The sequence below is a fragment of the Pseudomonas donghuensis genome (assembly GCF_000259195.1).
GTDB lineage: Bacteria > Pseudomonadota > Gammaproteobacteria > Pseudomonadales > Pseudomonadaceae > Aquipseudomonas > Aquipseudomonas donghuensis.
Genome location: NZ_JH650764.1, coordinates 71,090 through 97,474 on the forward strand (window position 1 = coordinate 71,090; position 26,385 = coordinate 97,474).

29 protein-coding genes are annotated in these 26,385 nt (G+C 63.4%); 20 read left to right on the forward strand and 9 right to left on the reverse strand.

What is annotated here, in order from left to right:
- The 4 genes from UW3_RS29515 to UW3_RS0112795 form a co-directional block, all read left to right on the forward strand.
- The coding region (locus tag UW3_RS29515; RefSeq protein ID WP_010222880.1) for a sigma-54-dependent Fis family transcriptional regulator at positions 1 to 1,153 on the forward strand (1,153 nt) is incomplete at its 5' end.
- A 66-nt stretch (positions 1,154 to 1,219) separates the two neighbouring features.
- Complete coding sequence (gene mpl / locus UW3_RS0112785) at positions 1,220 to 2,569, forward strand: UDP-N-acetylmuramate:L-alanyl-gamma-D-glutamyl-meso-diaminopimelate ligase (protein ID WP_010222881.1); 1,350 nt, start codon at positions 1,220 to 1,222, stop codon at positions 2,567 to 2,569.
- Positions 2,566 to 3,195, forward strand: coding sequence for a flavin prenyltransferase UbiX (gene ubiX / locus UW3_RS0112790; protein ID WP_010222882.1), 630 nt, complete (start codon positions 2,566 to 2,568; stop codon positions 3,193 to 3,195). Before mpl ends, ubiX begins: the two co-directional genes overlap by 4 nt.
- A complete protein-coding gene (locus UW3_RS0112795; protein ID WP_010222883.1) occupies positions 3,192 to 3,479 on the forward strand; it encodes a YceK/YidQ family lipoprotein in 288 nt (95 codons plus the stop codon). Before ubiX ends, UW3_RS0112795 begins: the two co-directional genes overlap by 4 nt.
- 72 nt (positions 3,480 to 3,551) lie before the next feature.
- On the opposite strand, the gene UW3_RS0112800 is transcribed toward UW3_RS0112795, so the two are convergent.
- From UW3_RS0112800 to UW3_RS0112810, 3 genes are all read right to left on the reverse strand, one after another.
- Complete coding sequence (locus UW3_RS0112800; protein WP_010222884.1) at positions 3,552 to 4,193, reverse strand: oxidoreductase; 642 nt, start codon at positions 4,191 to 4,193, stop codon at positions 3,552 to 3,554.
- Positions 4,194 to 4,219: 26 nt separating this feature from the next.
- The gene (locus UW3_RS0112805) at positions 4,220 to 5,950 is read right to left on the reverse strand and encodes a C13 family peptidase (RefSeq protein WP_010222885.1); all 1,731 of its coding nucleotides are present in this window, start codon (positions 5,948 to 5,950) and stop codon (positions 4,220 to 4,222) included.
- An 88-nt stretch (positions 5,951 to 6,038) separates the two neighbouring features.
- On the reverse strand, positions 6,039 to 6,494 hold the full coding sequence (locus tag UW3_RS0112810) for a MaoC family dehydratase (RefSeq protein WP_010222886.1): 456 nt from the start codon (positions 6,492 to 6,494) through the stop codon (positions 6,039 to 6,041).
- A 158-nt stretch (positions 6,495 to 6,652) separates the two neighbouring features.
- Between UW3_RS0112810 and UW3_RS0112815 the strand changes: the two genes are divergently transcribed.
- Genes UW3_RS0112815 through UW3_RS0112825 form a run of 3 tightly spaced genes read left to right on the forward strand, consistent with a single transcriptional unit; the run spans position 6,653 to position 8,328 of the window.
- Entirely contained in the window at positions 6,653 to 7,015 is a 363-nt protein-coding gene (locus tag UW3_RS0112815; RefSeq protein WP_010222887.1) for a CidA/LrgA family protein, read from the forward strand.
- Positions 7,012 to 7,728: an LrgB family protein gene (locus UW3_RS0112820; protein ID WP_010222888.1), complete on the forward strand. Its 717-nt coding sequence runs from the start codon at positions 7,012 to 7,014 to the stop codon at positions 7,726 to 7,728. Before UW3_RS0112815 ends, UW3_RS0112820 begins: the two co-directional genes overlap by 4 nt.
- A gap of 9 nt (positions 7,729 to 7,737) precedes the next feature.
- The gene (locus UW3_RS0112825) at positions 7,738 to 8,328 is read left to right on the forward strand and encodes an LON peptidase substrate-binding domain-containing protein (protein ID WP_010222889.1); all 591 of its coding nucleotides are present in this window, start codon (positions 7,738 to 7,740) and stop codon (positions 8,326 to 8,328) included.
- Between the two features lie 3 nt (positions 8,329 to 8,331).
- Here UW3_RS0112825 and UW3_RS0112830 read toward each other — a convergent pair whose 3' ends face one another.
- Positions 8,332 to 9,648: a bifunctional DedA family/phosphatase PAP2 family protein gene (locus UW3_RS0112830; protein ID WP_010222890.1), complete on the reverse strand. Its 1,317-nt coding sequence runs from the start codon at positions 9,646 to 9,648 to the stop codon at positions 8,332 to 8,334.
- Positions 9,649 to 9,652: 4 nt separating this feature from the next.
- Positions 9,653 to 10,345 (reverse strand): DNA-3-methyladenine glycosylase, encoded by a 693-nt coding sequence (locus UW3_RS0112835; RefSeq protein WP_026001305.1) that lies wholly within the window; start codon positions 10,343 to 10,345, stop codon positions 9,653 to 9,655.
- Between the two features lie 271 nt (positions 10,346 to 10,616).
- Here UW3_RS0112835 and UW3_RS0112840 point away from each other — a divergent pair, with 271 nt between their 5' ends.
- From UW3_RS0112840 to UW3_RS0112900, 13 genes are all read left to right on the forward strand, one after another.
- Positions 10,617 to 11,888, forward strand: coding sequence for a glutamate-5-semialdehyde dehydrogenase (locus tag UW3_RS0112840; protein WP_010222892.1), 1,272 nt, complete (start codon positions 10,617 to 10,619; stop codon positions 11,886 to 11,888).
- Between the two features lie 31 nt (positions 11,889 to 11,919).
- Positions 11,920 to 12,576 carry a nicotinate-nucleotide adenylyltransferase gene (gene nadD / locus UW3_RS0112845; protein ID WP_026001306.1) on the forward strand — a complete coding sequence of 219 codons (657 nt, stop codon included), beginning with the start codon at positions 11,920 to 11,922 and terminating at the stop codon, positions 12,574 to 12,576.
- Positions 12,577 to 12,621: 45 nt separating this feature from the next.
- Complete coding sequence (gene rsfS / locus UW3_RS0112850) at positions 12,622 to 13,050, forward strand: ribosome silencing factor (RefSeq protein ID WP_010222894.1); 429 nt, start codon at positions 12,622 to 12,624, stop codon at positions 13,048 to 13,050.
- A 9-nt stretch (positions 13,051 to 13,059) separates the two neighbouring features.
- Positions 13,060 to 13,527: a 23S rRNA (pseudouridine(1915)-N(3))-methyltransferase RlmH gene (gene rlmH, locus UW3_RS0112855; RefSeq protein WP_010222895.1), complete on the forward strand. Its 468-nt coding sequence runs from the start codon at positions 13,060 to 13,062 to the stop codon at positions 13,525 to 13,527.
- Positions 13,528 to 13,543: 16 nt separating this feature from the next.
- A complete protein-coding gene (gene mrdA / locus UW3_RS0112860; protein ID WP_010222896.1) occupies positions 13,544 to 15,433 on the forward strand; it encodes a penicillin-binding protein 2 in 1,890 nt (629 codons plus the stop codon).
- A gap of 38 nt (positions 15,434 to 15,471) precedes the next feature.
- Positions 15,472 to 16,575, forward strand: coding sequence for a rod shape-determining protein RodA (gene rodA / locus UW3_RS0112865; RefSeq protein ID WP_010222897.1), 1,104 nt, complete (start codon positions 15,472 to 15,474; stop codon positions 16,573 to 16,575).
- A 17-nt stretch (positions 16,576 to 16,592) separates the two neighbouring features.
- Positions 16,593 to 17,603 carry a lytic murein transglycosylase B gene (gene mltB / locus UW3_RS0112870; protein WP_010222898.1) on the forward strand — a complete coding sequence of 337 codons (1,011 nt, stop codon included), beginning with the start codon at positions 16,593 to 16,595 and terminating at the stop codon, positions 17,601 to 17,603.
- Positions 17,603 to 18,607: a septal ring lytic transglycosylase RlpA family protein gene (locus tag UW3_RS0112875; RefSeq protein WP_010222899.1), complete on the forward strand. Its 1,005-nt coding sequence runs from the start codon at positions 17,603 to 17,605 to the stop codon at positions 18,605 to 18,607. The genes mltB and UW3_RS0112875 overlap by 1 nt, the downstream gene beginning before the upstream one ends.
- A 134-nt stretch (positions 18,608 to 18,741) precedes the next feature.
- Positions 18,742 to 19,902, forward strand: coding sequence for a D-alanyl-D-alanine carboxypeptidase family protein (locus UW3_RS0112880; RefSeq protein ID WP_010222900.1), 1,161 nt, complete (start codon positions 18,742 to 18,744; stop codon positions 19,900 to 19,902).
- Positions 19,903 to 19,977: 75 nt separating this feature from the next.
- Positions 19,978 to 20,250: a DUF493 domain-containing protein gene (locus UW3_RS0112885; protein ID WP_010222901.1), complete on the forward strand. Its 273-nt coding sequence runs from the start codon at positions 19,978 to 19,980 to the stop codon at positions 20,248 to 20,250.
- Positions 20,250 to 20,897 (forward strand): lipoyl(octanoyl) transferase LipB, encoded by a 648-nt coding sequence (gene lipB / locus UW3_RS0112890; protein ID WP_010222902.1) that lies wholly within the window; start codon positions 20,250 to 20,252, stop codon positions 20,895 to 20,897. Before UW3_RS0112885 ends, lipB begins: the two co-directional genes overlap by 1 nt.
- A gap of 2 nt (positions 20,898 to 20,899) precedes the next feature.
- Positions 20,900 to 21,898, forward strand: coding sequence for a lipoyl synthase (gene lipA, locus UW3_RS0112895; RefSeq protein WP_010222903.1), 999 nt, complete (start codon positions 20,900 to 20,902; stop codon positions 21,896 to 21,898).
- A 138-nt stretch (positions 21,899 to 22,036) separates the two neighbouring features.
- Positions 22,037 to 22,996: a S66 peptidase family protein gene (locus UW3_RS0112900; RefSeq protein ID WP_010222904.1), complete on the forward strand. Its 960-nt coding sequence runs from the start codon at positions 22,037 to 22,039 to the stop codon at positions 22,994 to 22,996.
- 38 nt (positions 22,997 to 23,034) lie between these two features.
- Here UW3_RS0112900 and UW3_RS0112905 read toward each other — a convergent pair whose 3' ends face one another.
- The 4 genes from UW3_RS0112905 to UW3_RS0112920 all read right to left on the reverse strand — a co-directional run bounded on the left by UW3_RS0112905 (position 23,035) and on the right by UW3_RS0112920 (position 26,333).
- Positions 23,035 to 24,351: a lytic murein transglycosylase gene (locus UW3_RS0112905; protein ID WP_010222905.1), complete on the reverse strand. Its 1,317-nt coding sequence runs from the start codon at positions 24,349 to 24,351 to the stop codon at positions 23,035 to 23,037.
- Between the two features lie 61 nt (positions 24,352 to 24,412).
- Positions 24,413 to 24,577 (reverse strand): alternative ribosome rescue factor ArfA, encoded by a 165-nt coding sequence (gene arfA / locus UW3_RS0112910; RefSeq protein WP_010222906.1) that lies wholly within the window; start codon positions 24,575 to 24,577, stop codon positions 24,413 to 24,415.
- Positions 24,578 to 24,650: 73 nt separating this feature from the next.
- Positions 24,651 to 25,688, reverse strand: coding sequence for a DNA polymerase III subunit delta (gene holA, locus UW3_RS0112915; protein WP_010222907.1), 1,038 nt, complete (start codon positions 25,686 to 25,688; stop codon positions 24,651 to 24,653).
- Between the two features lie 36 nt (positions 25,689 to 25,724).
- On the reverse strand, positions 25,725 to 26,333 hold the full coding sequence (locus tag UW3_RS0112920) for an LPS-assembly lipoprotein LptE (RefSeq protein ID WP_010222908.1): 609 nt from the start codon (positions 26,331 to 26,333) through the stop codon (positions 25,725 to 25,727).
- Positions 26,334 to 26,385 lie beyond the last annotated feature (52 nt).

The window sequence follows — 26,385 nt, forward strand, 5'->3', positions numbered from 1 at the left end:
CTTCGATTGCTCCCAGAGCGAGCTGCTCAGCCGTGCCACCGCCCAGGCCAGCACCAGCTGGCCGCTGCGCACCCGCGATGGGCGCTTGCTGTTCGCCAGTTTGCGTGGCCAGGTGCGGTCGATGCTGCCTGCGCTGGCGCCGCTTGCGACGCCAGTCAAAACCGAGAAAGCCGCGGGTATCTGCCTGGTCGACCCGGCCCTGCAGAACGATTTTCGCCGTGCGGTACGGGTGTTCGAGCGCGATGTGCCGCTGCTGCTCAATGGCGAGACCGGCTGCGGCAAGGAAGCTTTCGCCAAGGCCGTGCACTTGGCCAGCCAGCGCAGCGGCAAGGCGTTTGTCGCCCTTAACTGCGCATCGATCCCTGAGAGCCTGATCGAGAGCGAGCTGTTCGGCTATCGTGGTGGCAGTTTTACCGGGGCGCGCAAGGAAGGCATGCGCGGCAAGTTGCAGCAAGCCGATGGTGGCACGTTGTTGCTGGACGAGATCGGCGACATGCCCCTGGCCCTGCAAACCCGCTTGCTGCGTGTCCTGGAAGACCGCATGGTGGTGCCGATCGGCGGCGAGCCGCAGGCGGTCAACGTGCGCATCATCAGCGCCACCCACCGCAACCTGCTGGAGCGGGTCGAGGATGGCAGCTTTCGCGAGGACCTTTATTACCGGCTCAACGGGCTTGAGATCGAGCTGCCGGCCTTGCGCGAGCGCAGTGACAAGTCGCAACTGCTGGACTTCATCCTGGCTGAAGAGGCCGGCGAGCAATCGGTGAGCCTGGAACCTGCGGCGCGCAGGGCGTTGCTCGACTTCGCCTGGCCGGGCAACGTGCGCCAGTTGCGCAACGTCTTGCGTACCCTGGTGGCGCTGTGTGATGACGGCTGTATCCGCCAATCCGAGCTGCCAGCCACTATTGTAGGAGCGGCGGTGCGGTTACCCGACGTGCCCCGCAATAGCGGTCTGTCTGAGCCACCCCTTTGCGGTGCAAGCCCGCTCCGGCAGGGGGAAGGCGAGTCTCCTTTGGAGGACGCCGAACGCAGCGCCTTGCTGGTCACGCTCGAAAAACACCGCTGGCACATGACCCATGTCGCGGCGCAGTTGGGGGTCAGCCGCAATACCTTGTATCGAAAACTTCGCAAACACGGCATCGCCCGAGACGCTTGAGCGAAACACAGGATGCGATTTGTCGCGCCCTAGGCTACCCTGCCTCGACGTTTTGCGAGGTCGATCATGCACATTCATATTCTCGGTATTTGCGGCACTTTCATGGGTTCGCTGGCCGTGCTGGCCAAGGAGCTGGGCCATCGGGTCACCGGCTCCGATGCCAACGTCTACCCACCGATGAGCACTCAGCTCCAAGCCCAGGGAATCGAACTGACCCAGGGCTATGACGCCGCCCAGCTGGACCCGGCGCCGGATCTGGTGGTGATCGGCAATGCCCTGTCGAGGGGCAACCCGGCAGTGGAATACGTACTGAACAAAGGCCTGCCCTATGTGTCGGGGCCACAGTGGCTGGCTGACCATGTGCTGCAAGGCCGCTGGGTGCTGGCGGTTGCCGGTACCCATGGCAAGACCACCACCAGCAGCATGCTCGCCTGGGTGCTGGAGCATGCCGGCATGAGCCCGGGTTTCTTGATCGGCGGCGTGCCGCAGAACTTCTCGGTGTCGGCACGTCTGGGCGGTACGCCGTTCTTCGTGGTCGAGGCCGATGAGTACGACAGCGCCTTTTTCGACAAGCGCTCCAAGTTCGTTCATTACCGTCCGCGCACTGCAATCCTCAATAACCTTGAGTTCGATCACGCGGACATCTTCCCCGACCTGGCAGCCATCGAGCGGCAGTTCCACCATTTGGTGCGCACCATACCGAGCGAAGGCCTGGTGATTCATCCCACCACCGAGCCGGCACTGGAGCGGGTGATCAAGATGGGCTGCTGGACCCCGGTACAAACCACCGGTGAAGGCGGGCAGTGGCAGGTCAAACTGCTCAGCGCCGATGGTTCGCGTTTCGAAGTCAGCTTCGAGGGCGAAACTCAAGGCGTGGTCGAGTGGGAGCTGACCGGTCAGCACAACGTCGCCAACGCGCTGGCCACCCTGGCCGCTGCTCGCCATGTCGGCGTGGTGCCGGCCATGGGTATTGCCGCGCTGAGTGCGTTCAAAAGCGTTAAACGCCGGATGGAAAAGGTCGCTGAAGTGCAGGGCGTGACCATCTATGACGATTTCGCCCACCACCCAACGGCTATCGCCACCACCCTCGACGGCCTGCGCAAGCGCATCGGCGATGCGCCGCTGATCGCCGTGATCGAACCGCGCTCCAACTCGATGAAGCTCGGTGCCCACCGCGATGGCTTGCCGGAAAGCGTCAACGATGCCGACCAGGTGATCTGGTATGCACCGCCGAACCTGGGGTGGGACCTGGCCGCCACCGCTGCCGAATGCAAGGTGCCGGCCGTGGTCGCCGACAGCCTTGAGGCGATCATCGAACGGGTCAAGAGCCAGGCCAAGCCCGGCACCCAGGTGGTGATCATGAGCAACGGCGGCTTTGGCGGCCTGCACGGCAAGCTGGCCGAGGCGCTGAAATGAGCGGGCCGGAACGCATCACGCTGGCCATGACCGGGGCTTCGGGGGCGCAGTATGGGCTGCGCCTGCTCGATTGCCTGGTGCGCGAAGACCGCGAGGTGCATTTTCTGATCTCCAAGGCCGCGCAACTGGTCATGGCCACCGAGACTGATGTGTTGTTGCCGGCCAAGCCGCAAGCCATGCAAGCCTTCCTCACCGAGTACACCGGCGCTGCCGCCGGGCAGATCCGCGTGTATGGCAAGGAAGACTGGATGTCCCCGGTAGCCTCGGGCTCCGGCGCGCCAGCGGCGATGGTGGTGGTGCCGTGTTCTACCGGCACCCTGTCGGCGATCGCCACCGGCGCCTGCAACAACCTGATCGAGCGGGCTGCGGATGTCACCTTGAAGGAGCGTCGTCAGTTGGTCCTGGTGCCGCGCGAGGCTCCATTCTCGACCATCCACCTGGAGAACATGCTCAAGCTGTCGAACATGGGCGCAGTGATCCTGCCGGCGGCACCGGGCTTTTATCATCAGCCACAGACCATCGATGACCTGATCGACTTTGTCGTCGCACGGATCCTCAACGTGCTGAACATTCCCCAGGACATGCTGCCGCGTTGGGGTGAGCATCATTTTGGCGCGGATGAATGAAGCGTCAGCTTGGCGTGGTGCTGCTGTGCTTGATGGCTAATGGTTGCGCCAGTGTGCGTACCCTGGATGCGGCCAAGCCGGGAGCGCCGGTGGTTTATGCCGGAACGCGCCTGGACTTGTACGCCCTGAAGGGTGGCTGTTGCGCCATGGACCGCTTTGGCGCCGAAGCGCCGAAGTACCCAGGGCTGGATCTGCCGGGCAGCGCCTTGCTCGATACCTTGCTGCTGCCGCTGTCGGTGTTGACCGCGCTGGGAATTGGCTTTCAGGCGACGGGCGGGTTGTAGCCTCTGGTCTCATCGCGGGTCAAGCCCGCTCCTACAGCGATCAACTGTGGGAGCGGGCTTGCCCCGCGATTGCTACTTGCCCAACCGGCGCAATTCATCCGACTCGACAATCCGAATCCCGTCCTGCTCTTCCAGCGCCAAACGCCACAGCGCCCTGGCCAGTTGGCAGGCCTCGATGCCCCGGTACTTGCCTGGAATCAGCTTCGACAGCGGCCCGGCCAACCTTTCTGACAGGCGCGGTTCGATGCGATCGCCCAGCAGCAGCGACGGTCGGGCAATGGTCAACTGCGGCCAGTCCTGCGCCTTCAATGCGGCCTCCATTTCGCCTTTGACCCGGTTGTAGAAGATCGGCGATCTGCGGTCGGCGCCCAGGGCGCTGACCACCAGCAAATGCCGCGCGCCCATCTCCCGGGCGCGTTTGCCGAAGGCGACGACCATGTCCAGGTCGACCGCACGAAAGGCCTGTTCCGATCCGGCCTGCTTGATGGTGGTACCCAGGCAGCAGAAGGCGATGTCGACGCGACCCGCCAGTTGAGGGAGGAACACCGCCGGATCACCCACCGGGTTCTCCAGGTGCGGGTGTTCGGCCAGAGGGCGACGGGTTGGGGCTAGTACGCGGCTGACGGTAGGCTCGTTGAGCAGCCGATCAAGTAAATGTTCACCGGTAAGACCGGTGGCTCCGGCAAGCAGGATGTGCTGAGGCGTCAAGTACATGATGTCTCTCCCTTGATACAGTCAGCTTAGTGGTTGCTCGCATTTTTTGCATGCTCGCCTGATATGCCCGCGTCACTTTGCAACGCCTTGCGAGCTTGCTGCTGGCGCAGTCGCTGCCAGTGTTCAAGGACTGCCTTGGGGGCCCAGATCTGCGGCTCGGAGGCATCAAAGCCTTCGATCGACTCGCGTTCCGAAACGGCGGTCCTGGCCCGGTCAAAGGCCTGCTGCAGATCATCGGTCTGATTCAGGGCCTGGGCGAACAGGGCGTCACCGAAATACGTGAAATCGGCCTCTTCCGAGCAGCCGAACGACACGCGGTCGGCGCGCGAGGCGGTCATGATCAGGGTTTTTTCGTCCTTCAGCGGGGCAATATACCCACCCGAGTAACAGGCCGAGATGACAATGATCTTGTCGCGGTCTTTCAGCGGCGCCAGGGTTGCGGCCAGGGCGTCGGCGGGCAGGTCGGCCAGTTGCAGACGCGGCTGGTCGAGTACCAGCTCGTGTTCGTGGCTGCCGTGGCTGGTCAGGTAGATGAACACAAGGTCTTCCGGCCCGCTGCGTTCTGCCAGGGTGCGCACGGCGCGGGCGAGATTCTCGCGGGTGGCCATGGGCCGGTCAGCGAGGTGGTCGCGGTGGTTGACCAGGCTGACCTGGCCGATCGCGCCAAAGCGGCTCTTGAGCATGTTGCTGACGTAGTCGGCCTCGCGCAGGAACACGCTTTGCTTGCCATCGCCGCCGAGGGCCAGGCTGTACAGTTCGATTTCTGGGGTCGAGGCCGGTACTTTCGCCAGGGCCTGGTCGAGCAGGCTGCCCTGGTTCAGCAGCGCCAGCTCCAGTGGGTCGGGCAGCAGCTTGCCATGCTCATCGCGCACGCGTTGGCCGTTGAGCCACAGGCCGCTTTCACTGCGCCCATCGACCAGGGTCAGGCGGCCATTGCCCTGGTAGGTATCGTTCTCGAAGCCGCCGACATACACGCTGCCGTCCGCCAGTCGCAGGCGCCCGTTACCGGAAAAGCGCCAGTCGCGAAAATTGCCCTTGTAGTGGCTGTCGTCGCTGCCGATCAGCTCGCCTTTGCCGCTGAGCGAGCCATCTTTGAACTGGCCGATCCATACGTCACCGTCGGCGTTTTCGTAGCGGCCACGGCCTTCCAGGCGATTGTCATGAAAAGCGCCGATGTACTGATCGCCGTCAGCGCTGTTGAAGGTGCCGCTGCCTTCGAGCTGGCCATTGACGAAATGGCCGCTGAACTGGTTACCGCTGGCATCGCTGCGGATGCCTTCGCCATTGGGTTTGCCGCGGGCGAACAGGCCCTGGTACTGGCTGCCGTCAGCCAGTTCGAGATGGCCGGCACCGTTGTACTGGTCGTCCTTGAACTGGCCACGGTAAAGCAGGCCGGGCTCTTTCAGCGTGCCTTCGCCGTCGCGGCGGCCGAGCTTGAAGCCGCCGGTGTAGCTGCTGCCTGGCGTCTTCAGGGTGCCCAGGCCGTGGAACAGGCCCTGCTGGAACTGGCCACGGTAAACCTCGCCATTGCTACCGTGCCATTCACCCTGGCCATGCCACTGGCCGTTGAGGAAGTTGCCTTGGTACCAGCTGCCATTGGGGTAGTCGATGCGCCCGGCGCCTTGCAGCAGACCGTCGACCACTTCGCCACGATAGCGGCCGCCATCGGGCAGGCGCGCATCAGGGGGCGACAACGGTTCGCCGTCACCGCAAGCGGCCAGTAGCAGGGTCAGGGCAAGAGGAACGAGTGGGCGCATGGCGGGGTCCGGACGAGTGAGGCCCCGAGTATGCCGCAGAATGCGGCGGGTGAAACAGTCGCGAGGACGGTTTCACCCAGTGCCAGGCTCAGACGAAGCAGAGCGACAGCGGTTCGGCAATGTAGGCGGGTTTTTCCTGGCCTTCGATTTCCAGGGTGGCGGTGACCTTGAGCAGCCATTGCCCGGGTTTTTTCTCGGTGGCGTCGGCCAGGTCGACCTTGAGCCGCACCTTGCTGTCGACCTTCACCGGCTGGATGAAGCGCACGCTGTCCAGGCCATAGTTGACGACCATCTTCAGGCCTTCAGGCAAGACCAGGATGTTCTCCATCAACTTGGGGATCAGCGACAGGGTGAGAAAACCGTGAGCGATGGTGCTGCCAAATGGCGTTTTTGCCGCCTTGATCGGGTCGACATGGATGAACTGAAAGTCGCCGGTTGCCTCGGCGAAGAGGTTGATGCGCTGTTGATCGATGGTCAGCCATTCGGAACATCCCAGTTCCTTTCCAACGTACTGCGAAAGCTCTGCAACAGGTACATAGGGCATTGTGACTCTCCAGATTGTCTTTGGTTTTCTTATCACTTCGGCAGATTCGAAAGTCTAAGATCAGCACGCCTGCCGGGTATGGTCAAGTCGGCCAAGATCGGCTTATAGCCCGGTCGTTAGCGTGCTTATAATGGCCGCCAGGCTTCAAGGAGATGCTTATGCTGTTGCGTGGTTTGACCTGGCTGGTGTTGTTCCAGTTGCTCGGGACGGCGATCAACCACCTGTTCGTGCCGATCCTTCCGGGGCCGATTATCGGCCTGCTGTTGCTGCTGGTGTACCTGATGCTGCGAGGTGAAGTCGGTGCGCCCCTGAGCGAGGCGGCCAACAGCCTGCTGCGTTACCTGCCACTGTTGCTGGTGCCGCCGGCGGTGGGGGTGATGGTCTATGCCGCGGACATTGCCGCGGACTTCTGGGCCATCGTCGGCGCGCTGGTGCTGTCGGCGCTGCTCACCCTGGTGTTTGTCGGCGTGTTGATGCACAAGCTGATGGCCCGTCAAGACAACCAGGAGGAACAGCCATGAGCCTGGACTGGAGTGGTGCTGTCGATGCCGTGATACACCATCCGCTGTTCGGCATCGGCATTACCCTGGGTGCCTATCAACTGGTGCTGGCGGCCTACGAGAAAACCCGCTGGATCTTCCTGCAGCCGGTGCTGGTGTCGATGCTGGTGGTGATTGGCGTACTGCTCACTTGTGGCCTGACCTACAGCGAGTACCGTAAAAGCACCGAGATCATGAATATCCTCCTGGGCCCGGCGACCGTGGCGTTGGCGGTGCCGCTCTACCTTAATCTGCGGCGCATTCGCCAGCTGTTCTGGCCGACCTTTACTACGCTGGTAATCGGAGGGGTATTCGCCACGGGTGCCTGCCTGTTGCTGGGCGGGTGGTTCGGCGCCGAACACATGATCCTGATGACCATGGCGCCCAAGTCGGTGACCTCGCCAATTGCCATGCTGGTGGCTGAACAGATTGGCGGCGTGGCGGCGCTGGCGGCGGTGTTCGTGTTGATCACCGGGGTGATCGGGGCGATTTTCGGCCCCGCGCTGCTCTCGCGTTGCGGTGTTCACAGCCCGGAGGCGCGTGGCATGGCCCTGGGCGTCACCGCGCATGCGGTGGGTACCTCGGTGGCGCTGCAGGAAAGTGAAGAATGCGGGGCCTTCGCGGCCCTGGCGATGAGCCTGATGGGGGTTGCCACAGCGGTGTTCCTGCCCCTGGCGGTCAGCCTGGTTGCTTGAGGAATTGCAATGACGTTACCCCTGTTTCCGCTCAATACCGTGCTGTTTCCTGGCTGCTTTCTCGATTTGCAGATCTTCGAGGCGCGCTACCTGGACATGATCGGCCGCATCATGAAGCAGGGCGGTGGTTTTGGCGTGGTATGCCTCCTTGAAGGCGAGCAGGTCGGCGCTGCGCCAACAGGCTTCTCGCAGATTGGCTGCGAGGCACTGATTCGCGACTTTCAGCAGCAGGACAACGGCCTGCTCGGGATTCGTGTCGAGGGCACCCGGCGCTTTCGCGTCGGGCCGTTCGAGGTGCAGAAAGACCAGTTGCTGGTCGCCGATGTGTCCTGGTTGCCGGAGCTTGCCGATGAGCCGCTGGAAGATGACCATCACGACTTGCTGGCGCTGCTGCAGGCGCTGGGTGAGCACCCGATGGTCGAGGCCTTGGGCATGCCGGTAGCGGTGACCGGCCAGCAGGCGCTGGCCAATCAGTTGGCCTACTTGCTGCCTTTCGTCGAAGAAGACAAGCTCGACTTGCTGGCCCTCGACTCACCGCGCAAGCGCCTGGAGGCTATCCAGGCGCTGCTCGATCGGCTGCAGGGCGAGCTGTTTGCCTGAGTCTCAGTACTGGTAGCGCAGCAGGGCGTGAGGCAGCGAGTGCAAGGCGAAAAACGCCAGCAGGGCGACGCAGGCCGGCAGGATCAGCCACCACACCCGTAGCGGCAAGGCCGTGAGCGGCTGGCGATTCTGGGTCAGGGTCAGGCTGGTGGCGCACACGCAGCAGGCGAGCATGGCGCCGGCGAGGATGTCGGTCGGCCAGTGCGCCCCCAGGTACACCCGCGACAGCGCGATCGACAGCGCCGGGATGCAACCCAGCAGAATCCAGGTCAGGCGCATGCGCGGCGGTTGTCCGCGTCCGGCCAGTACCGCCAGCACCAGAAAGAACGCAAACGACGCCGAGCTGTGGCCGCTGGGCATGCTGTAGGTGGTCAGCGGATCGGTCAGTACTTGCGGGCGCGCCCGAGCAAACAGCCATTTGAGGCTGCCGTTGGCCAGGGCCGTGCCGATCAGGGTGCTGCCGGCGAAAATCGCCGGGCGCCACTGGCGGGCCAGCAGCAACAGGCCAGTGAGCAGGCCGCCGAGGAAGAACTGGGTACGGAAATCGCCGAGGCGGGTGATCAGCACCACCGTACCGTCGATGGCGCGACTGCGGTTTTCCTGGATCAGGGTCATCAGGCCCTGGTCGAACTGGGTCAGGTACGGCCAGCCGAAAAACAGCCCGGTCAGGGCCAGCAGGCTCATCCCGGCAATCAGCCGGGTGCCGCGGCGCATGCTGCGCAGGCTGCTGTTGATGCTCAGGCCGATCAACACTGCCAGGCCGCCGCCGACAACCCCGGCTTGCGGCCAGAACCCTTCCGGCAATGGCAGGCGCATGGCCGCGCCAGTAGCCCAGCCTGGTAGCAGGTAAGCCACTGCCCAGCCGGCACCGGCAATCAGGCTTACCGCAATAAAGCGCGGCAGCGGCATGTCGAACATGCCGGCGACCATGGGCAGCATCGGCCGCAGCGGGCCGATGAAGCGCCCCACCAGCAGGCTGGCGATGCCGTAGCGCTGGAAGTAGGTCTCGGCGCTGCCGATCCATTCCGGATGATGGCGTAGCAGGGGCAAGCGGCGGATGTTCTGGTGAAAGCGTCGGCCCAGGGTGTAGGAGATCGCATCACCCAGCAGGCCGCCGGCAAAGCCCAGCAGCAGGGTTTCGCCCAGGCTCAGGGCGCCGCTGCCGGCCAGTACGGCGACGGCGAACAGCAGGATGGTGCCGGGGACAATAATCCCGGCAATTGCCAGGCATTCCACGCAGGCCACCAGAAAAATGGCCAAACCCAGCCACTGCGGGTTGGCGCTGAGCCAGGTGGTCAGGCTGTCGAGCCATGGGCCCATCGTGTCAGTTTCCTTGTGTCAGTAAAAAGTAGTCCCGGCCTTCGACTTGGCCCCGGCGCAGCGGGTTCCGTGTGCAATGGCGGGCGAAGCTGGCATCGACGAAACGGTAGGGCAGGTGTTCATCGCGGCCGTGGGGAATTCCCAAGCGGGTGGTCTGGATAATCTGTTTCACGTTGATACCGCAGTCTTCGACAAACAGCTGTTCGGCATCGAAGCGTTTGCCGTCCCAGTGCGGCACTTTCAGGCCCAGGGCTTTGCACAGCAGGGTCTGGCCGGCGCACAAGCGTTCGGGCGGGCGCGCCTGGCCGTTGGCGTCGGGGTTGTTGCGTTGCATTTGCGCCAGGCTGTTGTCGTCCGAAAGGGCGTCGACGAAGGGGTAGGCCGACTTGATCAGCACCGCATTGCCCGGGCCGTGGGCGCTGAAGTTCAGCGAGTCGCCGCCGCGGGCGTAGTACATGTAGATGTGCCCGCCATCGAGGAACAGCGCCCGGCGCTTTTCCGTGTAGCCGAGGGAGGCGTGGCTGCCCTTGTCGGTGAGGTAGTAGGCCTCGGTCTCGATGATCCGTGCCGCCAGCCAGTACGGGCCGTGGCGATGACGGATGACCTTGCCCAGCAGGGCCTTGGCCAGTTCTTCGGCGTCGCGATCGAAGAAACTGTCGGGCAGGGCCTGGAGCGGGCAGGGGGCGGAGTCGGGCATGTTGGCGGGTTCGCGGGTGGACAGGTGGGCGATGATAGCAATTTCTGTCTTAACCAACCCTGAATGGCCGAAGTGCACTGTTGGAGCAACTGTCTGTGGGCGGCTTCAGCGCTGGCAAGCCAGCTCCCACACGTCTTGCAACAACCCTGAGAGCACCGTCAATCCTGTGGGCGCGGCACTCTTTTCGACCATCCGCCTGTCACCGCTGGGCGTGGGGCCGCACGACAGCTATAATCATCCGATTTTCCCCTTCGCCAAGACCACTGAGCCCATGACTGAGTCCGTTCTTGACTACATGACCCGCCTGGGGCGCGCTGCCCGCGCGGCTTCCCGCGTGATCGGCCGTGCCAGCACTGCGCAGAAGAACCGCGCCCTGCAAGCTGCCGCCAACGCCCTGGATGCTGCCCGCGCCGAGCTGACCGCCGCCAATGAGCTGGACCTGGCCGCTGGCCGTGCCAATGGCCTGGAACCGGCCATGCTCGAGCGTCTGGCGCTGACCCCGGCGCGCATCGACAGCATGATCGTCGGCCTGCGTCAGGTGGCCAGCCTGCCGGACCCGGTCGGTGCGATCCGCGACATGAGCTACCGGCCGTCGGGTATCCAGGTCGGCAAGATGCGTGTACCGCTGGGGGTGATCGGCATCATCTACGAGTCGCGGCCGAACGTGACCATCGACGCCGCCAGCCTGTGCCTGAAGTCGGGCAACGCCACCATCCTGCGTGGCGGCTCCGAGGCCATCCACTCCAACCGCGCCATTGCCGCCTGCATCCAGCGCGGCCTGGCCGAGGCCGGCTTGCCGGCAGCGGTGGTGCAAGTGGTGGAAACCACTGATCGCGAAGCGGTCGGCGCGCTGATCAGCATGCCGGAATTCGTTGATGTCATCGTGCCTCGTGGTGGCAAGGGTCTGATCGAGCGCATCAGCCGCGACGCACGGGTGCCGGTGATCAAGCACCTGGACGGTATCTGCCACGTTTACGTGGCCGAGCATGCCGATCTGGACAAGGCCCGGCGCATCGCCTTCAACGCCAAGACCTACCGTTACGGCATCTGCGGGGCGATGGAAACCCTGCTGGTCGATCAGTCGGTAGCTGCGGAGTTCTTGCCGGAAATGGCCCGCCAATTTCGGGAAAAAGGCGTCGAACTGCGCGGTTGCGAGCGTACCCTGAAAATCATCGAGGCGGTGCCGGCGACGGAACAGGACTGGAGCACCGAATACCTCGCGGCCATTCTGTCGATCCGTGTGGTGGACGGCCTGGACCAGGCGATTGAACACATTAACCGGTATGGCTCGCACCATACCGATTCCATCGTGACCGAACATCAGGCACAGGCTCGCCAGTTCATGGCCGAGGTCGATTCGTCCTCGGTGATGATCAATACACCGACCTGCTTTGCCGACGGTTTCGAGTATGGCCTGGGCGCGGAGATCGGGATTTCCACCGACAAGCTGCACGCCCGCGGCCCGGTCGGCCTGGAAGGCCTGACCTGTGAGAAATACGTGGTGATCGGCGACGGTCAGTTGCGCGGACAGGAGTCGCTCTGACTTGGCCGAGCGCAAGCCGCCCGCCCGCCTCATGACGATGTCGCCCGCCCGGCGCATCGGTGTGCTCGGCGGGACATTCGACCCGGTGCATATCGGTCACCTGCGCAGTGCGCTGGAGGTGGCCGAAGTGCTGGCGCTGGACGAGCTGCGGCTGATGCCCAATGCCCGCCCGCCGCACCGCGACACGCCGCAGGTGTCGGCACAGGACCGTCTGGCGATGGTCCAGTGCGCTGTTCAGGGCGTGCCAACGCTGTCGGTCGATGCCCGCGAGCTTGCCCGCGACAAGCCGTCGTACACCATTGAAACGCTGGAACTGATGCGCGCCGAAATGGCCGCCTCGGAGCAACTGTTTCTGCTGCTGGGCTGGGACGCGTTCTGCGGCCTGCCCAGTTGGCACCGTTGGGAAGAATTGCTGCAACACTGTCACATCCTGGTGCTGCAACGCCCGGATGCCGACGTCGAGCCGCCGGATGCCTTGCGCAACTTGCTGGCAGCGCGTTCGGTCAGTGATCCGCAGGCCCTGGAAGGGCCTGCCGGGAATATTGCATTCGTCTGGCAGACACCGCTTGCGGTGTCTGCCACGCAGATCCGACAGCTGCTGGCCAGCGGCAAGTCGGTGCGGTTTCTGGTGCCGGACGCAGTACTGGCCTACATCGATGCGCACAACCTTTACCGTGCGCCGAACTGAGGGTGCTGAGAAGCGCCTTACATTATTGAGTTGAATGAGTTTTATATGACCAAGCAAAAACACAACGCCGTCAGCGCCGAAGAACTGGTCGAACTGACCAAGTCCGCCCTGGAAGACGTCAAGGCCCAGGACATCCAGGTCATCGACGTGCGCGAAAAGCACAGCCTGACCGATTACATGATCATCGCCACCGGTACTTCCAACCGCCAGATCAGTGCGATGCTGGAAAAGGTTCGCGAACAGGTCAAGGCCAAGGGCGTGCAGCCTCTGGGCGAAGAAGGCAAGGGCGACAGCGACTGGGTGCTGCTCGACCTCAACGACGTCATCGTCCACATGATGACCGCCGCTGCCCGTCAGTTCTACGACCTCGAACGTCTGTGGCTGGGCGCCGAGCAGAGCCGCGCTGCCGATGGCAAGCACCACAGCCCGGAAAACACCCACGACTTTTCAGACAAGCTCAAAGACCGGGAATAAGGAAAGCTCGTGCGTCTGCGTCTGATCGCGGTCGGCTCGCGCATGCCCAAGTGGGTCGAGGACGGTTGGCATGAATATGCCAAGCGCCTGCCCTCGGAGCTGTCGCTGGAGCTGGTGGAAATACCGCTCAATACCCGGGGCAAGAATGCCGACGTCGCCCGTCTGATTCGTCAGGAGGGTGAGGCCATGCTCGCCAAGGTCCAGCCAGGGGAACGGATTGTCACCCTGGAGGTCCATGGCAAGCCCTGGAGTACCGAGCAACTGGCGGTCGAGCTGGACCGCTGGCGCCTGGACTCGCGTACGGTCAACTTCATGGTTGGCGGCCCCGAAGGGCTGGCGCCGGAAGTCTGTGCGCGGGCCGAGCAGCGCTGGTCGCTGTCGCCGCTGACACTGCCCCACCCGTTGGTAAGGATACTGATCGGCGAACAGCTGTACCGCGCCTGGACCGTATTGTCCGGGCATCCCTACCATAAATAAGCCTTAAGCCCTTTCAATGTCGCAGCCGATTCGCCTCAAGGATCACGAGAAAGACGCCCGCCTGGTGCGTAGCCGCGTCGTGGTCGGTGCAGTGGCGATCGTCCTGCTGATCTGCGTGTTGATTGCCCGCCTGTATTACCTGCAGGTGATCCAGTACGACTATCACTCGACCCTGTCGGAAAACAACCGGGTGCATGTGCAGCCGATTCCGCCGACTCGCGGGCTGATTTTCGACCGTAACGGGGTGATCGTCGCCGACAACCGGCCAAGTTTCAGCCTGAGCATGACCCGCGAGCGCTCCGGCAACTGGCAGCAGGTGCTCGACGTGATCGTCGAGGTGCTGGAACTGACCCCGGATGACCGCACCCTGTTCGAAAAGCGCATGCGCCAGGGGCGTAGGCCGTTCGAGCCGGTGCCGATCCTGTTCGAGCTGACCGAGGAGCAGATCGCCCGTATCGCGGTGAACCAGTTCCGGCTGCCGGGTGTGGAAGTGGTTGCCCAGTTGGTGCGCCATTACCCGCAGGGTGCGCACTTCGCGCATTCGGTCGGCTATGTCGGGCGGATCAACGAGAAAGAGCTGAAAACCCTCGACCCGGTCAACTACAGCGGCACCCACCATATCGGCAAGACCGGCATCGAGCGCTTCTACGAGCCGGAACTGCACGGCCAGGTGGGGTACGAAGAGGTCGAGACCAACGCCCGGGGCCGCGTGTTGCGGGTGCTCAAGCGTACGGACCCGATCCCCGGCAAGGACATCGTCCTGAGCCTCGACATCAAGCTGCAAGAGGCCGCCGAGGCTGCTTTGGGCGGGCGTCGCGGCGCCATTGTCGCCCTCGATCCGAACACCGGCGAAGTGCTGGCGATGGTCAGCCAGCCGAGCTTCGACCCCAACCTGTTCGTCACCGGCATCAGCTTCAAGGCCTACGCCGAGCTGCGCGACTCGATCGACCGGCCGCTGTTCAACCGCGTGTTGCGCGGCTTGTATCCGCCAGGCTCGACGATCAAGCCGGCGGTGGCGATTGCCGGCCTGGACAGTGGCGTGGTCACCGCATCGAGCCGGGTGTTCGATCCGGGCTATTACCAACTGCCCAATTACGATCACAAGTACCGCAACTGGAACCGCAGCGGTGATGGCTGGGTGGACCTGGACACGGCGATCATGCGTTCCAACGACACCTACTTCTACGACCTGGCGCACAAGATGGGCATCGACAAACTGTCGTCCTACATGAACCGCTTCGGCATCGGCCAGAAGGTCTCGCTGGACATGTTCGAAGAGTCGCCGGGGCTGATGCCGTCGCGGGAATGGAAGCGTGCCACCCGCAAGCAGGCCTGGTTCCCGGGGGAAACCCTGATTCTCGGGATCGGCCAGGGCTACATGCAGACCACGCCGTTGCAGCTGGCCCAGGCCACCGCGCTGATCGCCAGCAAGGGCAAGTGGAACCGCCCGCACCTGGCCAAGACCATCGAGGGCCTGCCGCCGGTGGACGAAAACCCCATGGACGACATCGTCCTGCGCGACAAGTCGGACTGGAACAAGGTCACCCACGGCATGGAGCAGGTGATGCACGGTGCCCGGGGTACCGCGCGCAAGGCCTCGGTCGGCGCTCAGTACCGGATTGCCGGCAAGAGTGGTACCGCTCAGGTGGTAGCGATCAAGCAGGGTGAGAAGTACGACCGCAACAAGCTGCAAGAGCGCCACCGCGACCACGCCCTGTTCGTTGGCTTCGCGCCGGCCGACAACCCGAAGATCGTGGTCTCGGTGATGGTCGAGAACGGCGAGTCCGGCTCCGGCGTCGCCGCGCCGGTGGTGCGCCAGGTGATGGACGCCTGGCTGCTTGGCCCGGACGGCCGCCTCAAGCCTGAATTCGCCAACCCCACCGTTGCCCAGGAGCCTGCCCCGTGATGAGTAACTTCGATCGCATGCTCTCCAGCGAGGATGTGATGCGGCGCCGCGCCAGTTTCCTGCAGCGCATCCATATCGACGGGCCGTTGCTGATCCTGCTGCTGACCCTGGCGGCCGGCAGCCTGTTCGTCCTCTATTCGGCCAGCGGCAAAAACTGGGACCTGTTGCTCAAGCAGGCCAGCTCCTTCGGCATCGGCCTGGTGTCGATGTTCGTGATTGCCCAGCTCGAGCCGCGCTTCATGGCCCGCTGGGTGCCTCTGGCCTATGTGGTCGGGGTGATCCTGCTGGTGGTGGTTGACGTCATGGGCCACAACGCCATGGGGGCCACTCGCTGGATCAACATCCCCGGGGTGATCCGCTTCCAGCCCTCGGAGTTCATGAAGATCATCATGCCGGCGACCATCGCCTGGTACCTGGCCAAGCGCTCGCTGCCGCCGCACCTCAAGCACGTGATGATCAGCCTGATCCTGATTGGCGTGCCGTTCATCCTTATCGTGCGTCAGCCGGACCTGGGCACCGCCTTGTTGATCCTGGCCTCCGGCGCCTTCGTGCTGTTCATGGGCGGCCTGCGCTGGCGTTGGATCCTCAGCGTGGTGGCGGCGGCGGTGCCGGTGGCGGTGGCCATGTGGTTCTTCGTCATGCACGACTACCAGAAGCAGCGGGTACTGACCTTCCTCGACCCGGAAAGTGACCCGCTGGGCACCGGCTGGAACATCATCCAGTCGAAAGCGGCGATCGGTTCGGGCGGCGTGTTCGGCAAGGGCTGGCTGCTGGGCACCCAGTCGCACCTGGATTTTCTCCCGGAAAGCCACACCGACTTCATCATCGCCGTGCTCGGCGAGGAGTTCGGCCTGGTCGGCATTTGCGCACTGTTGCTGATCTACCTGCTGCTGATCGGCCGCGGCCTGGTGATTACCGCCCAGGCCCAGACGCTCTACGGCAAGCTGCTGGCTGGCAGCCTGACCATGACCTTCTTTGTTTATGTGTTCGTCAATATCGGTATGGTCAGCGGCTTGTTGCCGGTAGTAGGTGTGCCGCTGCCCTTCATTAGCTATGGCGGAACTTCGTTGGTGACGCTGCTGTCAGCGTTTGGGGTTTTAATGTCGATCCATACGCATCGCAAATGGATTGCGCAGGTTTGAATAAGGTGAAGAATTACATGCAAGCAATGCGTGGCTGGGCGGCTCGCTGTGCGCCTTGGGTCGGCTTTCTGGGTTTGTTCGGCGCAGCGCAAGGCGCTTGTGCCGGCGACTACGATGGCTCGCCCCAGGTGGCCGAGTTCGTCGGCGAAATGACCCGCGACTACGGTTTTGCCGGTGAGCAGCTGATGGGAGTGTTTCGCGAGGTTCAGCGCAAGCAGTCGATCCTTGACGCGATCTCGCGCCCGGCCGAGCGGGTAAAACCCTGGAAAGACTATCGCCCGATGTTCCTCACGGACGCCCGGGTCGCCCGCGGCGTCGACTTCTGGCGCCAGCACGAGGCCACCCTGGCCCGTGCCGAGCAGGAATACGGCGTGCCAGCCCAGGTGATCGTTTCGATCATCGGCGTCGAGACCTTCTTTGGCCGCAACACCGGCAACTACCGGGTGATCGACGCGCTGTCGACCCTGGGCTTCGACTACCCGCCGCGCGCCGAGTTCTTCCGCAAGGAGCTGCGCGAGTACCTGTTGCTGGCCCGCGAAGAGCAGGTCGACCCGCTGACCCTCAAAGGTTCCTACGCCGGGGCCATGGGCCTGCCGCAGTTCATGCCGAGCAGTTTTCGCGCTTACGCCGTGGACTTTGACGGCGACGGCCACATCAATATCTGGAACAACCCGGACGATGCCATCGGCAGCGTGGCCAGCTACTTCAAGCGCCACGGCTGGGTGGCCGGCGAGCAGGTGGTCAGCCGTGCCACGGTGCGTGGCGAGCGCGTCGACGAGGGCCTGAGCCCGGGCATCGACGCGGTCAAGACGGTCGGGGAGTTGCGGGCACTGGGCTGGTCGAGTCATGATGCGCTGCGCGATGATCTGCCGGTCACCGCCTTCCGGCTCGAAGGCGACAATGGCCCGGAATACTGGCTGGGCCTGAAAAACTTCTACGCGATCACTCGCTATAACCGCAGCGTGATGTATGCCATGGCAGTGCATCAGCTCTCGGACCTGCTGGTTCAAGCACGGGGCGCCAAGTAATGCGCGTAATGTTCTCCGCTACATCGCTGAAACTGCTCGGTTGCGCGGCCCTGGGCCTGGTGCTGGTGAGCTGTTCGAGCAGCCGCCCAAGCACTTCTACCCAGGGCAATACCAATGTGGTGCGGGCCAAGCCTGGCCTGGACATCAACCGGGCCCACAAGGATGGTGCACCCTGGTGGGATGTCGACGTCTCGAAGATCCCGGACGCGACCCCGACCGTGCACACCGGTAACTACAAGGCCAACCCCTACACCGTGCTGGGCAAGACCTACTTCCCGATCCCCGACTCGCGCAACTACCGCGCCGAGGGCACGGCGTCGTGGTATGGCACCAAGTTCCATGGCCAGAACACCGCCAACGGCGAGGTCTATGACCTCTACGGCATGAGCGCGGCGCACAAGACCCTGCCGCTGCCGGCCTACGTCAAGGTCACCAACCTCGACAACCAGCGCAGCGTGATCCTGCGGGTCAACGACCGCGGGCCGTTCTATTCCGACCGTATCATCGACCTGTCGTACGCGGCGGCGAAGAAGCTCGGCTATGCCGAAACCGGTACCGCGCGGGTGCGCGTCGAGGGTATCGACCCGAAACAATGGTGGGCCCAGCGTGGCCAGCCGGCGCCGATGGTTCTCGACCAGCCGCAAGTGGCCCAGACCCAGGCCATGCCGGCCAGCACCGGCACGGTCGAACAATGGACGCCGCCACCGCAGCAGCATGCCGCCGCGGTCGTGCCGCTGCAGGTTGCCAGCAACAACAGCATGGCCGGCAATGGTCTTTACTTGCAGGTCGGCGCCTTTGCCAACCCGGACGCCGCCGAACTGCTGCGCTCCAAGCTCAGCAGCATGGTCAGCGCGCCGGTCTTCATCAGTTCGATCGTGCGTAACCAGCAGACCCTGCACCGGGTCCGCCTGGGGCCGATCAACAGCCAGGGCGAAGCCCAGCAGATGCAGGACAGCGTGCGTCTGGCCAACCTGGGGCAGCCCAAAGTCGTCACGGCAGACTGATCGGGGGGACTGATCGGTTTGTCATGCAGCCGGGCGCAGCCGCCATGTACAATGGCGGTTTTGCCCGTCAGGCCATGTGCCTGTAAACGTTTTGCCCATGAGGGCATGAGCCCATTAGCCATTTCGAGAGACGGATGAACATAACCAGCTTTGCCAAACGCCTTTGCCTGCTTGTACCGCTGATGATTGCCCCTGCCGCCTTCGCGGCAGAGCAGATGATGCCGTCGCCGCCGCAACTGGCTGCCAAGTCCTACGTGCTCATGGAAGCCTCCAGTGGCAACATCCTGGTCGAGAACAATGGTGACCAGCGTCTGCCTCCGGCGAGCCTGACCAAGCTGATGACCGCCTACATCGCGACCCTGGATATCCGTCGTGGGCAGATCGGCGAGAACGATCCGGTCACCGTCAGCGAAAACGCCTGGCGCACCGGTGGTTCGCGGATGTTCATCAAGGTCGGTACCCAGGTCAGCGTCAGCGACCTGCTGCACGGCATCATCATCCAGTCGGGTAACGACGCCAGCGTCGCCCTGGCCGAGCACATCGCCGGCAGCGAAGACGCTTTCGCCGACATGATGAACAAGACTGCCAGCGATCTTGGCATGAGCAACAGTCACTTCATGAACCCGACCGGCCTGCCGAACCCCGAGCACTACTCGTCGGCCCACGACATGGCGGTACTGGCACGCGCGATTATCCACGAAGACCCGGCTCACTATGCGATCTACTCGCAGAAGGAGTTCTTCTGGAACAACATCAAGCAGCCTAACCGCAACCTGTTGCTGTGGCGCGACAAGACTGTCGACGGCCTGAAAACCGGCCACACCGACGAAGCCGGCTACTGCATGGTGTCTTCGGCGGTCCGTGACGGCATGCGCCTGATCGCCGTGGTCTTCGGTACCAACAGCGAGCAATCGCGTGCGGCCGAAACCCAGAAGCTGCTGACCTATGGCTTCCGCTTCTTCGAAACCCAGACCTTCTACCAGAAGGGTACGGAACTGGCCCAGGCGCCGGTATGGAAGGGTGCGACCAATCAGGTCAAAGCCGGTCTTGCCCAGGACCTGAGCATGACTTTGCCTAAAGGCCAATTGAAAAAGCTGGCCGCAAGCATGACCATGAACCCGCAATTGATCGCTCCGATCAACAAAGGTGACGTGATCGGTAAAGTGGAAGTCAAACTGGATGACAAGGTTGTCCACAGTGCCGACCTGATCGCGCTGGATGGCGTTGAGGAAGGTGGTTTCTTCCGTCGTGTGTGGGATAGCATTCGGCTATTCTTCTACGGGTTGTTCAACTGATATCGTGACCTGCCACGCCCCCGCCCACTCACGCGGGGGCGTTGTTGTTGCCACGGCTACGAGGCCGTTATTGCCATGAGCGAAGACGTCAAGTCGCACAAAATCGAATTCCCCTGCGCCGATTACCCGATCAAGGTCATCGGTGACACCGTGGTCCATTTCAAGGACACGGTGATCGAGATCCTCAAGAAGTACGCCGAGGTCGATCTCAAGACCCTGGCTGAGCGTCAGAGCAAGGAAGGCAAGTACACCACGGTGCAGCTGCACATCGTGGCGACCAGTGAAGACCAACTGCACAACATCAACAGCGCCCTGCGCGCGACCGGTATCGTGAAAATGGTGCTCTGATGCCCGATTGCCTCGGCTTTCGCGACCTTGGCCTGCTGCCCTACGAGCCGGTGCTCGAGGCCATGCGCCGGTTTACCGACCAGCGCGGCCCGGGCACGGCGGATGAGGTATGGCTGGTTGAACACCCGGCGGTGTTCACCCAGGGCCAGGCCGGCAAGGCCGAGCATCTGCTGGTGCCGGGTGACATCCCGGTGGTGCAGACCGATCGCGGTGGCCAGGTGACCTATCACGGCCCGGGCCAGCTGGTGGCCTATCTGTTGCTGGATGTGCGCCGCCTTGGGTTTGGCGTGCGCGATCTGGTCAGCCGCATCGAACGCTGCCTGATCGAGTTGCTGGCCAGTTACAACGTCGAGGCGGCGGCCAAGGCCGACGCGCCGGGCGTCTATGTCGACGGGGCGAAGATCGCCTCGCTCGGCCTGCGGATTCGCAATGGCTGTTCGTTTCACGGCCTTGCTCTGAACGTGGACATGGACCTTGCGCCATTCCGCCGGATTAACCCCTGCGGGTATGCGGGGCTGGCCATGACCCAGCTGCGCGATCAGGCAGGCTCGATCGAACTCTCTGAGGTAAGGGCAAGGCTGCGCGGGCAGCTGGTCAAGCACCTCGACTATGCTGAGCAGGCGACCCTTACGGGCGGAATCTTCTGAATATGACTACTGTTGTGCAAGAACCAGTGCAAAGCGTGACGCCAGCGCCACGGCCCAAGGTCGAGGCGGGTGTCAAACTGCGTGGCGCGGAAAAAGTCGCGCGTATCCCGGTAAAGATCATCCCCACCGACGAGCTGCCAAAAAAGCCTGACTGGATTCGCGTGCGTATCCCGGTTTCGCCGGAAGTCGACCGCATCAAGCAACTGCTGCGCAAGCACAAGCTGCACAGCGTCTGTGAAGAAGCTTCCTGCCCGAACCTGGGCGAATGCTTCTCCGGCGGTACCGCCACCTTCATGATCATGGGTGACATCTGCACCCGTCGTTGCCCGTTCTGCGACGTCGGCCATGGCCGGCCAAAGCCACTGGACGTCGACGAGCCGAAGAACCTCGCCGTGGCCATCGCCGACCTGCGCCTGAAGTACGTGGTGATCACCTCGGTGGACCGCGACGACCTGCGTGACGGCGGCGCCCAGCACTTTGCCGACTGCATCCGCGAGATTCGCGCGCTGTCGCCGGGCGTCCAGCTCGAAACCCTGGTGCCGGACTACCGCGGGCGCATGGACGTCGCCCTGGCGATCACCGCCGAGACGCCACCGGATGTGTTCAACCACAACCTGGAAACCGTGCCGCGCCTGTACAAGGCGGCGCGCCCGGGTTCGGACTACCAGTGGTCGCTGACCCTGCTGCAGAAGTTCAAGGAATTGGTGCCGCACGTACCGACCAAGTCCGGCCTGATGCTGGGCCTGGGCGAAACCGACGAAGAAGTGATCGAAGTGATGCATCGCATGCGCGAGCACAACATCGACATGCTGACCCTCGGCCAGTACCTGCAGCCGTCGCGCAGCCACTTGCCGGTGCAGCGTTTCGTGCACCCGGACACCTTCGCCTGGTTCGCCGAAGAAGGCTACAAGATGGGCTTCAAGAACGTCGCCTCCGGCCCGCTGGTGCGTTCTTCGTACCATGCCGACCAGCAGGCGCACGAGGCCAAGATCAAGCTCTGATCGCCGTCGCAGTGCCTCAATGCCGATGCTCGCTACCCTGCGGCATCGGCATTTTTGTTTGCGGCAAGGCTTCCTTGCGCCGTCGAACGGATCGTTGATTTACTGTGGGCGGATCTGTCCACACAAGGAGTCGTCTGGATGAACCTTCCCTTCACGCATCAGGCCCGCGTGCTGTCCCATGCCCAGCCGTTGCCCATGGCCTTGCCCGCTGGCGGGCTGATCGCGATCATTGCCCCGGCAGGTCCCGCCCAGGTCGATACGCTCAAGGTCAACCAGTGGTTCGAGGCACGCGGCTATCGCTGCCGGATCTACCCGGGGGTGACTGCCGCCGAGGGCTATCTGGCTGGTAGCGATGCGCAGCGCCTGCAAGACCTGCACAGCGCCTTCGCTGCCGAAGATGTCGATGCCATCATCTGCCTGCGTGGTGGCTACGGCAGCATGCGCCTGCTGGAAAACATCGATTTCGACCTGCTGCGCCGTCACCCCAAGCCTTTGGTCGGCTACAGCGACATCACCGCGCTGCACACGGCCATTGCCCGTCATGCCGGGTTCGTGTCGTTCCACGGCGCCATGCTCAAGTCGGAATTGCTGGGCAACAAGCAGGAGCCGACCCTGTCATCGCTGTTCGAGCAGCTCAGCGGCCGCCTGGGCGCCGGCGACCGCCTTGAACACCCCGATGCCTGGCCGTTGACCTCGATCCTGCCAGGCGCTGCCAGCGGGCCCTTGCAGGGCGGTAACCTGTCGATATTGTGCGCAACCCTAGGCACCCCTGCAGAAATCCACTGCGGCGGTGGCATTCTGTTTGTCGAAGACGTCAATGAGCCACTGTATCGGGTTGACCGCCTGCTGACGCAGTTGCGCCTGGCGGGCAAGCTCGAAGGGGTTCGTGGCGTGTTGGTGGGGGATTTTGCCGGAATCACGCTAGAGGCGCTGGCGCCCTTGATGCGGCAGTTCTTCGCGCCGTTGCAGGTGCCGGTGCTGGCCGGATGGCGCAGCGGTCATTGCGACCCGAATCTGACCTTGCCGCTAGGGGCCAGAGTGCACCTGGATGCCGATCGCAAGTGCTTGCGGCTGGAGCAGGACTTGTTCAGGCGCTGAATGAAAAACGCCCCTGAACAGGGGCGTTTTTGTATTGCTTAGCGTTGACGCAGGCTATCGAGCAGCTTGTGCGTCGGATAGCCGTCGGCAGGCCAGCCCAGCGCCTGCTGAGCACTGCGAATGGCCTTGCGGGTGTTGGCGCCGATAATGCCGTCGGCGGCCCCGGCGTCGTAGTTGCGGGCGCTGAGCAGGGTCTGCAATTCGACCCGCTCGCTGCGGCTCAGCGGCAGGTCATCCTTGGGCCAGGATCCGGCGATGTAACCTGAGCCATCGAACCGTTGGCCAAGCAGGCCGACGGCCATGGCGTAGGACGACGAGTTGTTGTACTTGAGGATCGCGCGGAAGTTGTCCAGCACCAGGAAGGCCGGGCCGCGGTAACCGGCCGGCAACAGCAAGGCGGCGGACAACTGCTCGCTACCGGCAGGCAAACGCACACCGGCAGGCAGTTTCAGGCCCATTTGCATCCATTCGGACACCGTCTTGCGCTGGCTGCCATCCGCCAGCCAGTAGTCGAAGCCAGGTGTCAGCTGCACCTCAAAACCCCAGGGCTCGCCGCGTTTCCAGCCGGAGCTCTGCAGGTAGTGGGCAGTGGACGCCAGGGCGTCAGCCGAGCTGTTCCAGATATCCCGGCGGCCATCGCCGTCAAAATCCACCGCGTGGGTGTTGTAGGTGGTGGGGATGAACTGGGTCTGGCCCATGGCGCCGGCCCACGAGCCTTTCATCGCATCGGGCTGGATATCGCCGTTCTGCAGGATCTGCAGGGCCGCAATCAGCTGCGCCTGGGCGAAGGCCGGGCGGCGGCCTTCATAGGCCAGGGTCGCCAGGGAGCGGATGACCGATTTGTTGCCCTGGAACTGGCCAAAGTTGCTTTCCATGCCCCAGACCGAAACCAGCACATTGCGGTCGACGCCATAGCGTTGTTCGATCTGGCTCAGCAGTTCGGCGTGTTTTTCCAGCAGGCCCTTGCCATTGCGCACACGCAGCGGCGACAGCGCGCCATCGAGGTATTCCCATACCGGCCGGGTGAACTCCGGCTGGCTGCGGTCGGCCTTGATCACGTCCATGTCGGGGATGACGCCAAGGAAGGCTCGGTCAAAGGTGTTGGTATTGATACCGGCTTGCAGGGCTTGCTGACGGAACCCCGCTTGCCATTGGGCAAAGCTTTGCAGCGGCTGGATTTCGCTGCTGGTGTCGACGATGGGGTTGGGCAGTGTCACGACCGGAGCAGGCTGGGCAGGAGCCAGCGGCAGCGCATCGGCGGCGGTGGGCTTTTCCGCGCAGGCGACAAGCAGGATGAGGCTGGAGGCGGCAATCAGCTGGCGAGGTTGCCAGCGACGGGTAAGACAAAAGGGCATGCACAGGTCCAGGTATTTCAAGTCAGGTGCCGACCATACCACGCCTGCCGGATTCTTGCTTTTATGCGGCCAAAAAGTAAGAAGCCTCCCAATCTCTCGATTGGAAGGCTTCGCGGCGGTAGCTGCCTTTGCCTTTGCCGGCGCGTTCCTGGCGGCTGCGGAACAATGGCTGGGCTATGATCGATTTGGCCTTGTTGGGCCCGGGTTTTGCGGGTTTCTTGCTCATCACAGGATGTCCTGCCAGGTGGGTGTGGGCGCAATATAGGCGTTGAAGCCATTGCTGGCAAGCAGCCCCGGCTTCACTCAGCCGGCAACGCCAGACGCTGCCCCGCCATCAGCAACGACAAGCGCGCCAGGCTGGTCCAGGCCGAGCCCTGAGCCTGGCCCTTGATTTGCGCATCGATGCGCTGGGCATCCTGCAACAACTGGCTCCAGCGCTGCGCCGAATGGCGTTGCAGGGCCTTGCTCATCAGTGGTTTGCGCTTGTCCCAGACCGGCGGCCGGGCCTGGCTGAAGGCCTTGTCCAGCGGCACGCCCTGGATGAACTGCTGGGCCAGTCCGGCCAGCAGGCGCAGTTCCCGGGCCAGGGCCCAGAGAATCACCGGCGGTTCGACGCCTTCGCCGCGCAAACCTTCGAGCATGCGCAAGGCATGGGCGGCCTCGCCATTGAGGATGGCGTCGACCAGGCCGAAGACATCAAAGCGGGCGCTGTCGGCTACCGCTGCCTGGACGGTTTCGACAGTGATCTGATTGCCTTCGGCCAGTAGCTTGAGCTTCTCGATCTCCTGGGCTGCCGCCAAAAGGTTGCCTTCCACCCGCGCGGCAATCAGATCAACGGCGTCGCGCTGGGCGCTCAGCCCGGCCTGGGACAGACGCTGGCTGATCCATTGCGGTAGCTGGTGACTGTCCACCGGCCAGATTTGCACGAACTGGGTGTGTTGCCCTTCGATCAGCGCCTTGCCCCACTTGGTTTTCTGCGCACTGCCGTCGAGCTTGGGCAGGCTGATCAGCAGCAGGGTGTCTTCAGCGGGGTTGGAGCAGTATTCGATGAGTGCCGCGGCGCCTTTGTCGCCAGGCTTGCCGGACGGCAGGCGCAGTTCGAGCAAGCGCCGCTGGGCGAACAGCGACAGGCTGGCACTGGCCTGGAGCAGGGTGCCCCAGTCGAAGTTGGCGTCGGCGCTGAACACCTGGCGTTCGTCGAAACCTTGCTGGCGTGCCGCCGTGCGGATGGCGTCGGCAGCTTCCTGGCACAACAGCGGGTCATCGCCGCTGATCACGTAGACCGGTGCGAGGCTGCCTTGCAGGTGCTTGTTAAGTTGGGCGGGAGTGAGTTTCATGATGGCAGACGGGGCACCGAAGTGCCCCGTTCAATCTCAGTTGGCTGGCAGTTGCAGCGGCGACTGCTGAGGCGTTTCGTCCTGGGCGCGGCGGGCCGCTTCGAGGGCATCGGCTTCGGCCTGGGCACGTTCATCAGCCTTTTGCTGCAGGCCTTCAAGCTGGCCAGGGGTCAGCAGTTGCAGGCGTACCAGCATGTTCTGCACCAGGTCGCGGCGCATTTCGTTCCGAGCTTGTGTGGCTTCCTGTTGCGAGCCGGTGATGTTGTTGCCGTCATGCACATAGATCTTGCGCACTTCGAGCTTGTCGTTGAGCAGGTTGGTGTTGTTGTGGCCTTCAATGCTGTAGCTCAGCACGGTGGTCAGCTCATACTCGGCCGAACGACCCGAACCTCCAGCATAGGTGGCTGCGCGTTGGGTTTCGGCTTCGTTGGTCAGAACCAGTTTGTAAGGCGCGCCGGCGTAGACGTTGACGCCGCTGCTCTGCAGGGCCTGGCGCAGTTGGACCACGGTATCGCCGTAGGCGTTACGTGCACTCAGGTCCAGTTCCTTGATCGCCAGTTCACTGGTTCCGGTACCGCGCAGCTGGAAACCGCAGGCGCTGAGCATCACGGCCAGGCCCATTACCAGCAGATTGCGTTTGATCATGTTGTAGCTCCCTTGTGGGCCGATTCTGTGCGCCGGCCCGCATAATTGGCGG

What these genes read in the sequence shown, in the direction of transcription:
- mpl (WP_010222881.1), top strand. Translation starts at nt 1,220, where the DNA reads ATGCACATTCATATTCTCGGTATTTGCGGCACTTTCATGGGTTCGCTG.
- ubiX (WP_010222882.1), top strand. Translation starts at nt 2,566, where the DNA reads ATGAGCGGGCCGGAACGCATCACGCTGGCCATGACCGGGGCTTCGGGG.
- UW3_RS0112795 (WP_010222883.1), top strand. Translation starts at nt 3,192, where the DNA reads ATGAAGCGTCAGCTTGGCGTGGTGCTGCTGTGCTTGATGGCTAATGGT.
- UW3_RS0112800 (WP_010222884.1), bottom strand. Translation starts at nt 4,193, where the DNA reads ATGTACTTGACGCCTCAGCACATCCTGCTTGCCGGAGCCACCGGTCTT.
- UW3_RS0112805 (WP_010222885.1), bottom strand. Translation starts at nt 5,950, where the DNA reads ATGCGCCCACTCGTTCCTCTTGCCCTGACCCTGCTACTGGCCGCTTGC.
- UW3_RS0112810 (WP_010222886.1), bottom strand. Translation starts at nt 6,494, where the DNA reads ATGCCCTATGTACCTGTTGCAGAGCTTTCGCAGTACGTTGGAAAGGAA.
- UW3_RS0112815 (WP_010222887.1), top strand. Translation starts at nt 6,653, where the DNA reads ATGCTGTTGCGTGGTTTGACCTGGCTGGTGTTGTTCCAGTTGCTCGGG.
- UW3_RS0112820 (WP_010222888.1), top strand. Translation starts at nt 7,012, where the DNA reads ATGAGCCTGGACTGGAGTGGTGCTGTCGATGCCGTGATACACCATCCG.
- UW3_RS0112825 (WP_010222889.1), top strand. Translation starts at nt 7,738, where the DNA reads ATGACGTTACCCCTGTTTCCGCTCAATACCGTGCTGTTTCCTGGCTGC.
- UW3_RS0112830 (WP_010222890.1), bottom strand. Translation starts at nt 9,648, where the DNA reads ATGGGCCCATGGCTCGACAGCCTGACCACCTGGCTCAGCGCCAACCCG.
- UW3_RS0112835 (WP_026001305.1), bottom strand. Translation starts at nt 10,345, where the DNA reads ATGCCCGACTCCGCCCCCTGCCCGCTCCAGGCCCTGCCCGACAGTTTC.
- UW3_RS0112840 (WP_010222892.1), top strand. Translation starts at nt 10,617, where the DNA reads ATGACTGAGTCCGTTCTTGACTACATGACCCGCCTGGGGCGCGCTGCC.
- nadD (WP_026001306.1), top strand. Translation starts at nt 11,920, where the DNA reads ATGACGATGTCGCCCGCCCGGCGCATCGGTGTGCTCGGCGGGACATTC.
- rsfS (WP_010222894.1), top strand. Translation starts at nt 12,622, where the DNA reads ATGACCAAGCAAAAACACAACGCCGTCAGCGCCGAAGAACTGGTCGAA.
- mrdA (WP_010222896.1), top strand. Translation starts at nt 13,544, where the DNA reads ATGTCGCAGCCGATTCGCCTCAAGGATCACGAGAAAGACGCCCGCCTG.
- rodA (WP_010222897.1), top strand. Translation starts at nt 15,472, where the DNA reads ATGCGGCGCCGCGCCAGTTTCCTGCAGCGCATCCATATCGACGGGCCG.
- mltB (WP_010222898.1), top strand. Translation starts at nt 16,593, where the DNA reads ATGCAAGCAATGCGTGGCTGGGCGGCTCGCTGTGCGCCTTGGGTCGGC.
- UW3_RS0112875 (WP_010222899.1), top strand. Translation starts at nt 17,603, where the DNA reads ATGCGCGTAATGTTCTCCGCTACATCGCTGAAACTGCTCGGTTGCGCG.
- UW3_RS0112880 (WP_010222900.1), top strand. Translation starts at nt 18,742, where the DNA reads ATGAACATAACCAGCTTTGCCAAACGCCTTTGCCTGCTTGTACCGCTG.
- UW3_RS0112885 (WP_010222901.1), top strand. Translation starts at nt 19,978, where the DNA reads ATGAGCGAAGACGTCAAGTCGCACAAAATCGAATTCCCCTGCGCCGAT.
- lipB (WP_010222902.1), top strand. Translation starts at nt 20,250, where the DNA reads ATGCCCGATTGCCTCGGCTTTCGCGACCTTGGCCTGCTGCCCTACGAG.
- lipA (WP_010222903.1), top strand. Translation starts at nt 20,900, where the DNA reads ATGACTACTGTTGTGCAAGAACCAGTGCAAAGCGTGACGCCAGCGCCA.
- UW3_RS0112900 (WP_010222904.1), top strand. Translation starts at nt 22,037, where the DNA reads ATGAACCTTCCCTTCACGCATCAGGCCCGCGTGCTGTCCCATGCCCAG.
- UW3_RS0112905 (WP_010222905.1), bottom strand. Translation starts at nt 24,351, where the DNA reads ATGCCCTTTTGTCTTACCCGTCGCTGGCAACCTCGCCAGCTGATTGCC.
- arfA (WP_010222906.1), bottom strand. Translation starts at nt 24,577, where the DNA reads ATGAGCAAGAAACCCGCAAAACCCGGGCCCAACAAGGCCAAATCGATC.
- holA (WP_010222907.1), bottom strand. Translation starts at nt 25,688, where the DNA reads ATGAAACTCACTCCCGCCCAACTTAACAAGCACCTGCAAGGCAGCCTC.
- UW3_RS0112920 (WP_010222908.1), bottom strand. Translation starts at nt 26,333, where the DNA reads ATGATCAAACGCAATCTGCTGGTAATGGGCCTGGCCGTGATGCTCAGC.